This window comes from Rothia endophytica (assembly GCF_039543885.1).
Classification (GTDB): domain Bacteria; phylum Actinomycetota; class Actinomycetes; order Actinomycetales; family Micrococcaceae; genus Rothia; species Rothia endophytica.
In genome coordinates this window covers 589,131-602,402 of record NZ_BAABKP010000001.1, presented here as the reverse complement: position 1 = coordinate 602,402, position 13,272 = coordinate 589,131, and the positions used below count along the sequence as shown (strand labels likewise).

Genomic DNA, 13,272 nt, shown 5'->3' with positions numbered 1-13,272 from the left:
CCGCTTCGCTATGCTCGCCGAATAATCTGATTTTCTATTCCGCCTGGGGGCGGAAAATCAGATTATTCCCATTCAATCGTTCCCGGGGGCTTCGAGGTCACGTCCAAGACCACTCGGTTAACCTCAGAAACCTCATTAGTAATACGATTAGAAATCTTAGCCAACAAGTCATACGGCAAGCGCGACCAGTCAGCAGTCATCGCATCCTCAGAAGAAACAGGGCGCAGCACAATCGGGTGACCGTAAGTACGACCATCGCCCTGTACACCCACCGAACGAACATCCGCCAGCAGAACAACGGGGCACTGCCAGATCTTGTCATCCATATCAGCCTTGGTCAGCTCTTCACGGGCAATAGCGTCAGCAGCGCGCAGAATGTCCAGATTGTGCTTGCTGACCTCACCAATCACGCGAATACCCAGACCAGGGCCGGGGAAAGGCTGACGGGCAACAATCTTCTCGGGAACGCCGAGCTGGCGGCCAATCTCGCGTACCTCATCCTTAAAGAGGGTGCGCAGAGGCTCAACCAGCTCAAACTGCATGTCCTCGGGCAGACCGCCCACATTGTGGTGGGACTTGATGTTAGCTGCACCTTCGCCACCACCAGACTCAACAACGTCAGGATAAAGCGTGCCCTGAACGAGGAACTTGATGTCAGCGCCGTCATTACCGGCTTCTTCAATGAGCTTACGCTGGGCAGCTTCGAAGGAGCGAATGAACTCACGGCCAATAGCCTTACGCTTGGCTTCGGGCTCAGTGATACCGGCCAGTGCGCCCAAGAAGCGCTCAGACTCGTCGATGGTGACAACCTTGATACCCATGGTCGTGGCGTAATCTTCTTCAACCTGTTCACGTTCACCGGCACGGAGCAGACCGTGGTCAATGAAGAAACAGGTCAGCTGGTCGCCAACAGCCTTATGGACCAAGGCGGCAGCTACGGAGGAGTCAACGCCGCCTGACAGTGCGCAGATGACGCGGTCTTCGCCCACCTGCTCGCGGATCTTAGCGACCTGCTCTTCGATAATGTTTGCGGTAGACCAGGTCTTTTCCAGACCAGCAACATTGAAGAGGAAATTCTCAAGAGCTACTTGACCGTAGTCAGAGTGCTTGACCTCGGGGTGCCACTGCACACCACCGAACTTGCGTTCTTCGTCCACGAAAGCCGCAACAGCAGCACCGGGGGTCTGAGCGAGCACACGGAAACCTTCGGGAGCCTCAGAAACGGAGTCGCCGTGGGACATCCAGACATTCTGGGTGGCGGGGGTGCCGGTCAGGAAGGAAGAATCCTCAGCACAGAGAACGGCATCGGTGGCACCGTATTCGCGTAGGCCGGTCTTAGCGACGGTGCCACCCAGGGTCTGTGCCATGACCTGGAAGCCGTAGCAAATACCGAAAACAGGCACTCCAGCTTCAAAGAGGGCCGGGTCACCTTTGGGGGTACCTTCCTCATAGACCGAAGAAGGACCGCCCGAGAGGATGATAGCTGCAGGGTTCTTAGCCAGCATTTTCTCGGTGGACAGGTTGTGGGGCACCAGTTCGGAGTAAACTCCGGCTTCGCGCACCCGGCGAGCAATGAGCTGCGCATACTGAGCGCCGTAGTCGACGACCAGTACCGGGCGCTGTTCTAGCTCCTCGAGGGGGTTATGAGTAGTCACGCATGTACCTTTTCGGTTGATCAGTGAGTGTTTGTATTTATTCTATGACAGATAAGACCGGTGGGCACCGGCGCCTAGTAGCGCTTGGTGGCTTGAGGGTTAGCAGCCAGCAGTTCTAGAGTCTCGCGGTAGATACGACGTTCCACGATGAAGGAGAGGAAAGGAACAACCCCACCGAGCGCCATCACGATCATCTGGGGTAGAGCCCAGCGCATGAGCAGCCAGAGACGGAAGCAAGAGATGAGGTAGATGACGTAGAACCAACCGTGAATGATCAGAATCCAGGTAGAGATATTGAGCCCGCCGTGGAGGTTACCGGTCTCAAGATTGAGCCAGCCCAGGGCTACGGTTTGACCAGTTTGCGCATCAGTGCCACCGGCGACCAGGTCATAGCCAAAGACGTAGCGGCTAATCATCTCGGCAACAAGCAGCAGCAAGAAAGTACCGGAAATCCAGGCGCACCACTTGTAGAAGGTGAGGGCGCCGCGGATCTGGGTCTCGGTACCACCGAACTTTTTACGTACGGTGAAACCACCTTTAGCCCCTGCGGTCACAGCACCATCAGCCAGGGTCACTTTTTTACCGTCACCGCGGTGGGTGGGAACAGGGCGGGAATTTTCGCTCATGGTCAGCTTTCGGGTCGGTCGAGGGTTGAAGAAAAGATGAGACAGGGACGCCAGCCTAAGGCTTCCCCTGGTTAGCCGGAGATGAGGCCACTTCGTCAAAGAAATAGTAGGCATCATCGGCGGGGTCGTAATAGTAAGGTTTACCGGTTGCTTCATCGACCCAGTACTCCCCCTCGTACTCGAAGTAGAGAGCCGGATCCTTATGCTTCTCAACGGCATCCTTGAGCAAACGCCACCAGAGATAGAGCGCGAAGCCAGCAAAAACTATCCACTCCACCGCATAGAAAATATTGAGCCAGTCAACTGTCTCATCGGTAACTTGCTGGGCGTTGATAGGGAGCAAGTTCTCCCCCTGCTCCAGCAGGGTTGCCGTGGGTTCAATGGTGCCCTGCTCGGTGAGGGGCGTATCCCCCAGACTCTCAGAGTCTACGGCCAGTATCCCGTTGAACAGCGGAGCGTTCCACAAATTAGTGAGGTAAGAAGAATTAGCAGAACCGATAACCTTCAGGTCTTCGGCACCATCGGTTGCAATCAGGTTGCTGTTGATGGGCGGGTCATTGCCCACTATCCTACCGGCGATGGTGATTTCGCCCTCTGGCTCCGCTGGAATCTCAGCCACCGGCGTCCAGGCTCGTGCTACCCCAATGCCTCGCGGTGAATTCCCAAAGCTGGTGGTCACGGTGTCAGTATCAACCGGTTCGAAGAGGGAAACCACCCAGAACCCCCGGGTGCCATCATTCAGCTTGTTTTCCACCAGGTATGAGGACCCCGAGACGTAACTGCCGGTCGCCTCCACCACGGTATCGACCTCGCTGGCATCTAGATAGCCACCGGGTTCAAGAATCTGGGAGTAAGGCCGCACCACATCTTTAGCAGGATCAGCAGTAATCCGCCCTTGGGTAGAAGCTCCCAGCTGCCAGGAGCTGAGTAGCACAAAGCCAGTCACTAGAGCCAGGACGGCCAACAGGCCGCCTATCCAGCGAGGGGTGAATGCTAGTTTCAGCAAGGAATCTCAGCCTTAGAAGTAGGAAAAGTCAAAAAGCCTCTCACCGTAAACCCCGCCCCACCGTCGAGGCGGTGGGGTGCGGGGGTGTGAGATGTTAGCGGACGTAGGGGGTGACGTTAACGTCGATACGCTGGAAGGATTTGAGGTCGGTATAACCGCAGGTTGCCAGTGCGCGGCGCAGTGCACCGACGATATTGGCGGTACCATCAGCATGTGCACTGGGGCCGTAGAGCACCTCTTCGAGGGAACCTACGGTGCCCAGCTGGGTGCGCACTCCGCGGGGGAAGTCTACTGAATGCGCCTCATTACCCCAGTACCAGCCCTTACCCGGTGCTTCTTCAGCGCGGGCCAGGGGTGCACCGACCATGACGGCGTCCGCACCCATGGCGAGCGCCTTAATCATGTCCCCGGAGCGTCCCAGTGAACCGTCCGCGATCACGTGTACGTAGCGGCCGCCGGATTCGTCCAGATAATCTGAGCGAGCTGCGGCGACATCAGAGATTGAGGTTGCCATGGCAGCCTGGATGCCCAGGCCACGGCGGGTTGTCAGGGTTGCGCCGCCGCCAAGACCAACCAGGACGCCGGCAGCGCCGGTTCGCATCAGATGCATAGCGGGAGTGTAGCCAGTGACGCCACCGACGATAACGGGCACGTCCAGCTCGTAAATGAACTTCTTGAGGTCAAGAGGTTCACGGTTAGCAGAGACGTGCTGGGCTGAAACGGTGGTGCCGCGAATGACGAAGAGGTCAACGCCTGCCTTGACCACTGTCTCGTAGAACTCCTGGGTGTTCTGAGGGGTCAAGGAGCCTGCGACGATGACGCCCGATTCACGGATCTCAGCCAGTCGAGCGGTAATCAGCTCAGCCTTGATGGGCTCGGCGTAGATTTCCTGCATACGGCGGGTAGCTGCTGAAGCATCGCCCCCCGACAGGGCGGTGATTTCATCGAAGTAGGGCTGGGGGTCCTCGTAGCGGGTCCAGAGACCTTCCAGGTTGAGCACGCCCAAGCCGCCCAATTTGCCTAGGGCAATAGCAGTCGCCGGTGACATGACCGAATCCATGGGGGCGCCGATGATGGGGGTATCGAATTTAAAGGCGTCAATCTGCCAGCTGATATTGACGTCGTTGGCGTCGCGGGTGCGGCGGGCTGGCACCAGAGCAATCTCATCGAGAGAGTAGGTGCGGCGAGCGCGCTTGGACATACCGATTTGAAGATCAGTCATGGTTTCCTTATCCCCGAGCTGTGAGCCTGCTCGGTCAATATCAGCTGGTGTGCCGGGTCTTTAACGGCGGTAGTTGGGCGCCTCAACGGTCATGGTGATGTCGTGGGGGTGCGATTCTTTCAGGCCTGCGCTGGTGATGCGCACAAACTTACCCTGGTTCTTGAGCTCTTCAACGGTATTGGCGCCCACGTAGAACATGGTCTGGCGCAGACCGCCTTCTAGCTGGTGAAGCACAGAGGAGATGGGGCCGCGGAAGGGAACCTGACCCTCGATACCTTCAGGAATGAGCTTTTCTTCGGAGGATACATCCGCCTGGAAGTATCGGTCCTTAGAGAAAGACTTCTTACCACCGCGAGACTGCATAGCGCCCAGGGAGCCCATGCCGCGGTAAGCCTTGAACTGCTTACCGTTCACAAAAATCAGGTCACCGGGGGATTCAGCGGTGCCAGCAAGCAGGGAGCCGAGCATGACGGCGTCCGCACCAGCTACCAGTGCCTTGCCAATTTCGCCGGAGTGCTGCATGCCGCCATCAGCGATCAGGGGAACACCTGCAGGAATGGCTGCCTTAGCTGATTCATTAATTGCGGTGATCTGGGGGACGCCCACGCCGGCGATAATGCGGGTGGTGCAGATGGAACCGGGGCCTACGCCCACCTTAACAGCATCGGCGCCGGCATCGATGATGGCCTGGGCACCGGCGCGGGTTGCGGCCTGGCCGCCCACAACATCTACGTGAGCTGCGGCGGGGTCCTTCTTCAAGCGGGAAATCATATCGAGCACACCCTGGGAGTGGCCGTTGGCGGTATCCACGAAGAGTGCGTCAACGCCAGCTTCTACCAGGCTCATGGCTCGCTCGTAACCGTCGCCAAAGAAGCCAATGGCGGCACCCACGCGCAGGCGACCCTCGTCGTCCTTGGTAGCGCGGGGGTACTGCTCGGTTTTGGTGAAATCCTTGATGGTAATCAGACCGGTGAGTTTGCCGGCCTCGTCAATAAGGGGCAGCTTTTCAATCTTGTTATCTGCCAGGAGGGCAAAAGCCTCGTCCTTACTCATCCCCTCGTGCCCGGTAATGAGGGGCATCTTGGTCATAACCTCGCGAACCAGGGTAGTTTCAAAGGTGGACTCGGGCAGGTAGCGGGTGTCACGGTTGGTGATGATACCCATCAGCACACCGGACTCGTCCACCACGGGCAAGCCCGAAACCTTGAAGTGACCGCAGAGTTCATCCAGCTCTGCCAACGTAGCATTGGGGCCAACGGTCACGGGGTTAGTAATCATGCCCGATTCGCTACGCTTAACACGGTCCACGTGGTCGGCCTGATCCTGAATGGAAAGGTTGCGGTGGATAACGCCCATACCGCCCAGGCGGGCCATAGCAATCGCCATGGCTGACTCGGTCACGGTATCCATAGCTGCTGAGATAATGGGCGACGCAATCGAAATACGCTTGGTCAGGCGGGTGGTGGTATCCGCATCTGACGGAATGACGTCGGTGTTACCTGGCAATAGCAGAACGTCATCGTAGGTGAGTCCGATAAAGCCAAAGGGGTCTTCGCTCAGGGCGGTGGGGGTGGTCATGAAAGTTTCATTACCTTTCAAAGGGTAGGTGAGGCACACTGCTGTCAATCTTAGTCGGGTTAGCCGTCTTGCGCGAGTGAGGGCTGCAGGGCAGCATCTGCCCGGTCTACGGCATCCAGCACTCGCGGGTCAAAATAGTCGCCCAAGGTCTCGATGTAGGTTGCGGTGATGTGGTCATAATCGAAGTAGGTATAGACATTACCGATAGACGGTGGGCAGGCATTATCTGGGCAGACTAAATCTGACAGGTTGACCGCTGCGAAACCGGGGTAGCTCTCCTGGAAGGAAAGTTGGGGGTCGTCCAGAACGTCCTGGCCCGGGCCCATAATGCAATCATCAGCGCCCCCAAAAGCGTCCATGCAGTCCTTATGCATCTGTGACATACGCGGTGTATCCCGCACACCGATGACGCTGGTCCCCTGCTCGGTCAGCTGCGCGATGTGCGGCTCAAGCCCGGTGAAGAGCACATCAGGTTCATCGGCAAGCGAGCGGGTACCGTGCACAAAGACAGTGTCAGGGTTCTGGGTATCAATGAATTCCCAGGACGCCTGCGCCCACTCATCGCAGTTAGCGCCGCTGGCAAAGGAGGCATTATCTTCTTCAGTCAGGAAGCAGCCGGGGCGAATATTGGCAATCAACTCCCAACCCTGGCTCTCAGCTAGTGGGCGCAGGGCGGTGAGCCACATCTGCATGTGCGAGTTGCCCACCACCATTACCGTGCGGGTGGGGTTTTCATTGGCTACCGGCACAGTGCAGCTACCCGCCAGTTCTTCGGTGAGCGACATCTCAGGTTTTATCTGAGCGCAGGAATCACCCAGTTCGGCCCAGTCAGCGTCCAATACCGCTCGAATGGGGATGACGGGGGCATCCTGGTCCCCCTCGTACGCATAGTCTGAATCAAGCACGGCAGCGCCCACGTTATTGATAGCACGGTTAGCCTCAGCCTGCACCGCCTGGCGGTGAATTGAAGATGTCCAGGCATGGGCGGGCATAAGCCCAACGAGCAGGCAGGCTCCCACCATAACTAGCCCCGTAACGGTTGAGCGGTTGGGCAGCTTCCAGGTGCGCAGAGGGTTTTCAACGAGGCGGGTCAGTAGCCAGGCAAGCGCCATGGAGAGAACGAGCAAAATCATACCGGCAAGAAAACCCGCCTTTTCCTGCTGGGTATAGGAGAGATAGAAGACCAGAATGGGCCAGTGCACCAGGTAAAGGGCATAAGAAAAGCCACCGAGAGCCAGCAGGGGCTTGGCGGTCAGCAGTTTTTCAGGGCCAAATCTAGTGCCGGTATTTCCAGCAGCAATCACACAGGCGGCGGCTAGGGTGGGCCAGAGCGCCACATACCCCGGGAAGCTGCCGTTAACGTCCAGAACGAAGCCACAGGAAATAATGGCAATGATGCCCGCCCAGCCCATCACCGCACGTAGGGTACGGCGCAACTTCAGCAGAGGCAGCACTAGGGCCACCAGAGAACCCAGCGCAAACTCCCAGAGCCTGGCCCAGGTATCAAAGTAAGCAGTGACCTGGCTGGACTCAGTCTCACGGATGGAGTAGGTCAGCGATACCGCGAAAATCAATGTAAAAATGCTAATGAGAACAGCGCGCACTCCCCTACCCTTTAAGGCTCGAATCAGAAGTGCAGCCAGCAGGAAGATGAGTGGCCAGAGCAGGTAAATCTGCCCCTGCACCGACAGGGACCAGAAATGACGCAGAGGAGATGCTTGCGAGCTATCAGTGGCATAGTAGTCCACCGCGTTATCAATGGACCACCAGTTCTGCTGGTAGAGCACCACGGTGCCCGCCTCATCAAGGATGCTCAGCCAGCGCTCAGCAGGAATAAAAAAATAGGTACCTAGCAGGGTGAGGGCAACGGTAATGGCGGCTAGGGGCAGCAGTCGTTTGAAGGTGTGCACCCACTGGGCAAAAACAGCCCTCAGCCCCGGAAAAAGACCACCGGCGGCAAAAGTTCCGCTTTCAATACGGCGAGCAAAAGAACCGGTCAGCAGGAAAGCTGAGATGAAGAGAAAAACATCCACACCGCCCGATACCCGACCAAACCAGAAATGGTAGGCGGCAACGAGCAGCAAGGCGAGTGCGCGTAGACCTTGAATTTCAGGACGCCAGGAGCGGTCGCTCGAATAGATGCGGCGGCTCTGCCCAGTGCTGGTGTGGTGGTTCATCACTGCGTGCCCACTCAAGGCAGACTCCCTCCCTACTCTTTAGCCAGCATGGCGCCTCAGCTGGGGCGCTGAGGTGGTACTGGCGCAATCCATAAAGGGTTAAGTTTACCGCTCCATCCTGAGCATCAGCTTGAGAAAACACGAAACTGCCCGCTACGGTGGCTAAGACCATAGCGGGCAGTTTTCCCTGAGAAAAGAAGGGGCTACTTGTTGTCTTCTTCCTCAGCAGGTTTTTCGACCACGAGGGTTTCGGTGGTCAGCACCAGGGCAGCGATGGACGCCGCGTTCTCCAGAGCTGAACGGGTCACCTTGACCGGGTCAATGACGCCGCGGGCAATGAGGTCTTCGTAGACCCTGGTTGCCGCATTGAAGCCGTGACCGATGGGCAACTCAGCGACCTTAGAGGTCACTACGTAGCCGTCCTCACCAGCGTTCTCAGCAATCCAGCGCAGAGGCTGGACCAGGGCGCGGCGGACGATGTCCACACCGACCTGGGCATCGCGGGAGCCAGCTTCAAAACCATCCAGTGCAGCCAGAGCGTGCACCAGGGCGGTACCGCCACCGGCAACAATGCCCTCTTCAAGGGCTGCGCGGGTGGAGGAGACTGCGTCCTCAATACGGTGCTTACGTTCCTTGGCCTCAACCTCGGTTGCAGCGCCGACCTTGATGACACCGACACCTCCGGACAGCTTTGCCAGGCGTTCCTTAAGCTTTTCGCGGTCCCATTCGGAATCCACGCGCTCGATTTCGCGGCGCAACTGGTCAACGCGCTCAGCAACCTCTTCAGAGGTGCCGGCACCTTCGACGATGGTGGTGGTGTTCTTGGTGACGGTGACGCGGCGAGCGCCACCGAGCTGGTCCATGGTGACACTGTCAAGGGTGATACCCAATTCACCGGTAATAACGGTACCCTGGGTGAGAACGGCGAGGTCCTGCAGAATCGCTTTGCGGCGGTCGCCAAAACCGGGTGCTTTGAGAGCAACGACGTCTAGGTTGCCGCGCAACTTGTTGACGACCAGGGTGGACAGGGCTTCACCGTCTACGTCCTCGGCAATGATGGTCAGGGGCTTTTTAGCCTGAACAACTTTTTCAAGTACGGGCATAATTTCAGCCACGGTTGAGATTTTGCCCTGGTAGAGCAGAATAGCGCTGTTTTCCAGAACGGCCTCGGCACGCTCGGGGTCAGTGACGAAGGAGGGTGAGAGGTAGCCCTTGTCGAACTGCATACCCTCGGTCACTTCGAGTTCAATCTCGGTGGTGGATCCGTCTTCGATGGTGATGACGCCGTCCTGGCCCACCTTCTTGAAGGCCTCTGAGAGCAGTTCCCCGATCTGAGGTGACTGGGCTGAAATCGCTGCCACATGGGCAACTTCTTCGCCCTCAACACCGCGAGCGTTCTCTAGCAGACGCTCAGAAACTAACTTAGTTGCTGCCTCGATACCGCGCTTGACCTCACCGGGTGCTGCACCGGAAGTAACGTTGCGCAGACCTTCAGCAACCAGTGCCTGAGCAAGGACGGTTGCGGTGGTGGTACCGTCACCGGCAACATCGTTGGTCTTGGTGGCAACTTCTTTAGCCAGCTGCGCGCCCAGATTTTCGTAGGGGTTCTCAAGCTCAATTTCGCGAGCGATTGAGACGCCGTCGTTGGTGATGATGGGCGCACCCCACTGCTTATCGAGCACAACGTTGCGGCCGCGGGGGCCAAGGGTTACCTTGACCGCGTTCGCGAGCTTATCAACGCCGGCTTGCAGGTGCTTGCGGGCATCATCATTGAATTCAAGTTGTTTTGCCATGAATCCTCTATCTCCTTTGGTCTTTATCTAGGGTGGTTGAGAAGATAAAGGGTCTTAGGAGACAACGGCCAGCACGTCGCGTGCTGAAAGGATGAGGTACTCGCTGCCGCCGTACTTAACTTCGGTGCCGCCGTACTTGGAGAAGATGACAACATCGCCTTCTGCTACGTCAACGGGAATGCGGTTACCCTTGTCATCGACGCGGCCGGGACCAACAGCGATAACTTTAGCTTCCTGGGGCTTTTCCTTGGCGGTATCGGGGATGACGAGACCGGATGCGGTGGTCTGCTCAGCTTCTACGATCTGCACAACAATGCGGTCTTCAAGCGGCTTGATGGTAGCCATGTTCTTGCTCCTTCTAGGGCGTAAACGTTAGGGGTTGACCTGCGCTAAAACTGTCTTCGGTGTCGTCGCGGTGCCACCGACTACAGATTTAGCACTCTAAACGGTCAAGTGCTAACTAAAACTTTAGAACGTCTCTGCTCACGGGGCAACCGAGCCAGCAGGTTTCGCGGTGAGCGCACCGCGGTGGGACTATGATGAAGAGGTTGCAAAAGTGAGCCAAGCCATAAGCAAGGAGGAATGGCGTGATCAAACTTCTCTTTTGGCCGGTGCTGGTGCCCTCCTTCCTCTTTGCCGCAGCCCTGGGAGCTATCACCCCTCTCATCATTCTTGCAGCCATCGACATAGGAATACCCCCTGCAGCAGCTGCCCTCCTCATGGCTGCCTCGGGCGTTGCGGCGCTTGCTTGTACGGTTCCGGTGGGCGCAGCTATTGACCGGGTAGGCGACAAGAGGGCCATGACTCTGGCTACCCTGAATGCAGCCGGCGCCCTGGCACTGACTATTCTGGCTCTTGCAGTGCCTTCGGGCTGGTCTATTGCCCTCTATATCGCCGGTCATTTGTTGCGCGTGCCCGCCCAGGTTGCCTGGGGATTGGCGCGCCAAGCTGTGGTGGCTGAGACCGTTGCCGCCACGGACCGAGGCAAGGCAATGACGTCCTTGGGCGGGGCACAGCGAGCAGGTTTCCTCGCCGGACCGCTGGCCGGTTCCCTCATACTCATTTGGCTTCCTCTTTGGACCGTTTTTGCTTTCTCCATCGTTCTGGTTTTAGCTGCAACGGTACTGCTGCGAATCCCCCGCTTTAATTCAACCTTTGATCGGGCGACTGCCCAGGCCAGAGAAAACAGGGCAGCCACCGAAACAAGCCAACTATCGGTTACTTGGAACACCGTTTTCGTGGCTGGCATCGGAGTCAGCCTTCTCTCGGTGGCCCGGGTGAGCCAGCCCATTCTGGTAGCCCTCTGGGGGCTGCACCTGGGCTGGTCCGAAGCCCAGATTTCCTTAGCCATTGCCCTGGGCTCTGCTCTGGAGATGGTGCTCATGTTCCCCGGCGGTTACCTGAAAGATCGGGTAGGTCGTTCCTTTATCCTGAGTCTGTGCCTCGTTTTCTTTGGCGGAGGCTTCCTGCTGGTGCCCTTCTGGGACGGTAGCTGGGGTTTCGTCCTTGCCCTCATCTGCATGAGTGTGGGCAACGGCCTGGGCTCCGGTATCAATATGACCATCGGTGCTGACCTTAGCCCGGACACCGGCAGGGCCAAGTTCTTGAGCATCTGGTCCATGTTCTCCCAGGTGGCTGTTGTGGGTGGTCCCTTGGGTATTTCGGCTGTGCTCACTGCGTTCGCCCTACCGGCGGCCTTTATATTGGTAGGATCTCTGACCGTCTTTGGAGCCGTTTGGGCACTTGCCACTCAGCCGATTACTAAACTACCTACCGGTTCCCGGCGCAGTTAGATAGCACCACTAGAATAAGAAACGATGACTAGCTTTACACCAGCACCAGCCCATCCTTTCAGTGAAGAGCTGCTCGCCGCCGTCCGCGAATTCACCCCCTACACCGCTGATACTGCCCTTGCCGCCGCGAGTGCGCTACGGTCCAGGGGGTTTACCCCTGAAGAGACCTCAGCAGTGCTGACCCAGGCAAAGCTCCGTACCCAGGCTGCCAACAAGTTTGGAGAGCACGCTGCAGAGATGCTACTGACCGAGGCAGGTTATGAGCAAGCAACCAGGGCAGCGGTGGGGGCGCGTCACGCCCAAAGATTTGTGGACGCAGGTATCAGCTCGGTAGCTGATTTGGGCTGCGGAATCGGGGCTGACTCTCTCGCCTTTGTCGCCGCCGGTCTGGCGGTGATAGCGGTGGAGCTTGACCCGGCAACGGCGGCTTTCACCGCCCATAATCTGCAGGGTATTGAGACCGCCCAGGTGCTGGTGGGCAATGTAGAAGAAGTGCAACTAGAAAACCTGACCACGGTCTCGGGGCAACCGGTAGAGGCGCTCTGGCTAGATCCTGCCCGCCGCGAGGTGGAAGGCGGCGCCACCACGTCCCGGCTCTTTGACCCCGAAGCTTTCTCCCCTCCCCTGTCCTTTGTAGAGAAGCTGGCGGCCACCGGCATTCCCATGGGCGTCAAGATGGGCCCCGGCCTGCCCCACGAGCATATTCCCGAAGGCTGCGAAGCTGAATGGGTGTCCCACGGCGGTTCGGTGGTTGAGGTGGTGCTCTGGTTCAATGCTCTCGCCCGCCCAGGAGTGCGCCGGGCGGCCAGCGTCCTCTCATCTCACCCCTTAGAGCCGGAGTTGCTGGGCGAGATTACCTCGTCCCAAGACTCCCCGGACCTCACTGGAACGCACGAACACGAACCCCTTGTGGGAGAACTCAGCAATTACATCGCTGAGCCCGACGGCGCGGTGGTGCGTTCCCACCTGGTCTCTGATCTTGCTCATCAGCTGGGTGCCCAGCTAATGGATGAAAAGATTGCCTACCTAACCATGGAAATCCCTGCAGAGACCGCCTTAGCGCAGATCTATACGGTTCAGCAGGTGCTTTCACTGCAAGATAAGACGCTCAAGCGGTGGGTTAAGGAGCAGGGCATCACTACCCTGACCGTCAAAAAACGCGGGGTCGATATTGTGCCCGAGCACTTGCGTGCCAAGCTTTTGGCCGGGGTTAAGAAGAAAAAGGGAGCGGCAGCGGTTCCTGCCACCTTGATTTTGACGCGCCTGGGCAGCGGGGCTGAATCTCGGCGGCTGGCCATCCACGCTAACCCGGTGCAACTATAAGACAGCCCGTGCGCTGTGAACCGTCCCTTATCGTTTTTTGTCTTTTTCATGACGCAGAATTCGGCGCCACCCTAACCCAGCCCCTAGACTAGAAACAGC

Annotated in this window: 10 protein-coding genes; 2 read left to right on the top strand and 8 right to left on the bottom strand. The window is 57.9% G+C overall.

All coding sequences use genetic code 11. The features are described from left to right. Positions 1–62: 62 nt before the first annotated feature. The 8 genes from guaA to groES all read right to left on the bottom strand — a co-directional run bounded on the left by guaA (position 63) and on the right by groES (position 10,402). Entirely contained in the window at positions 63–1,655 is a 1,593-nt protein-coding gene (guaA, locus tag ABD982_RS02745; RefSeq protein ID WP_345444429.1) for a glutamine-hydrolyzing GMP synthase, read from the bottom strand. Positions 1,656–1,729: 74 nt separating this feature from the next. Continuing rightward, on the bottom strand, positions 1,730–2,281 hold the full coding sequence (locus ABD982_RS02740) for a DUF3817 domain-containing protein (protein ID WP_345444426.1): 552 nt from the start codon (positions 2,279–2,281) through the stop codon (positions 1,730–1,732). A gap of 55 nt (positions 2,282–2,336) precedes the next feature. Next, positions 2,337–3,287 carry an SURF1 family protein gene (locus tag ABD982_RS02735; RefSeq protein ID WP_345444424.1) on the bottom strand — a complete coding sequence of 317 codons (951 nt, stop codon included), beginning with the start codon at positions 3,285–3,287 and terminating at the stop codon, positions 2,337–2,339. 94 nt (positions 3,288–3,381) lie between these two features. After that, a complete protein-coding gene (locus ABD982_RS02730; protein ID WP_345444421.1) occupies positions 3,382–4,509 on the bottom strand; it encodes a GuaB3 family IMP dehydrogenase-related protein in 1,128 nt (375 codons plus the stop codon). Between the two features lie 60 nt (positions 4,510–4,569). Further along, the gene (gene guaB, locus ABD982_RS02725) at positions 4,570–6,087 is read right to left on the bottom strand and encodes an IMP dehydrogenase (protein ID WP_345444418.1); all 1,518 of its coding nucleotides are present in this window, start codon (positions 6,085–6,087) and stop codon (positions 4,570–4,572) included. A 59-nt stretch (positions 6,088–6,146) separates the two neighbouring features. Then, the gene (locus tag ABD982_RS02720) at positions 6,147–8,282 is read right to left on the bottom strand and encodes an acyltransferase family protein (protein ID WP_345444415.1); all 2,136 of its coding nucleotides are present in this window, start codon (positions 8,280–8,282) and stop codon (positions 6,147–6,149) included. 185 nt (positions 8,283–8,467) lie between these two features. Then, complete coding sequence (gene groL, locus ABD982_RS02715; RefSeq protein WP_251379205.1) at positions 8,468–10,057, bottom strand: chaperonin GroEL; 1,590 nt, start codon at positions 10,055–10,057, stop codon at positions 8,468–8,470. A gap of 54 nt (positions 10,058–10,111) precedes the next feature. Beyond that, entirely contained in the window at positions 10,112–10,402 is a 291-nt protein-coding gene (groES, locus tag ABD982_RS02710; protein ID WP_251379206.1) for a co-chaperone GroES, read from the bottom strand. 242 nt (positions 10,403–10,644) lie between these two features. Here groES and ABD982_RS02705 point away from each other — a divergent pair, with 242 nt between their 5' ends. Then, a complete protein-coding gene (locus tag ABD982_RS02705; RefSeq protein ID WP_345444410.1) occupies positions 10,645–11,850 on the top strand; it encodes an MFS transporter in 1,206 nt (401 codons plus the stop codon). A gap of 24 nt (positions 11,851–11,874) precedes the next feature. Further along, a complete protein-coding gene (locus tag ABD982_RS02700) occupies positions 11,875–13,173 on the top strand; it encodes a class I SAM-dependent methyltransferase (protein ID WP_345444407.1) in 1,299 nt (432 codons plus the stop codon). The last annotated feature ends 99 nt before the right edge of the window (positions 13,174–13,272 follow it).

What these genes read in the sequence shown, in the direction of transcription:
- ABD982_RS02740 (WP_345444426.1), bottom strand. Translation starts at nt 2,281, where the DNA reads ATGAGCGAAAATTCCCGCCCTGTTCCCACCCACCGCGGTGACGGTAAA.
- ABD982_RS02730 (WP_345444421.1), bottom strand. Translation starts at nt 4,509, where the DNA reads ATGACTGATCTTCAAATCGGTATGTCCAAGCGCGCTCGCCGCACCTAC.
- guaB (WP_345444418.1), bottom strand. Translation starts at nt 6,087, where the DNA reads ATGACCACCCCCACCGCCCTGAGCGAAGACCCCTTTGGCTTTATCGGA.
- groL (WP_251379205.1), bottom strand. Translation starts at nt 10,057, where the DNA reads ATGGCAAAACAACTTGAATTCAATGATGATGCCCGCAAGCACCTGCAA.
- groES (WP_251379206.1), bottom strand. Translation starts at nt 10,402, where the DNA reads ATGGCTACCATCAAGCCGCTTGAAGACCGCATTGTTGTGCAGATCGTA.
- ABD982_RS02700 (WP_345444407.1), top strand. Translation starts at nt 11,875, where the DNA reads ATGACTAGCTTTACACCAGCACCAGCCCATCCTTTCAGTGAAGAGCTG.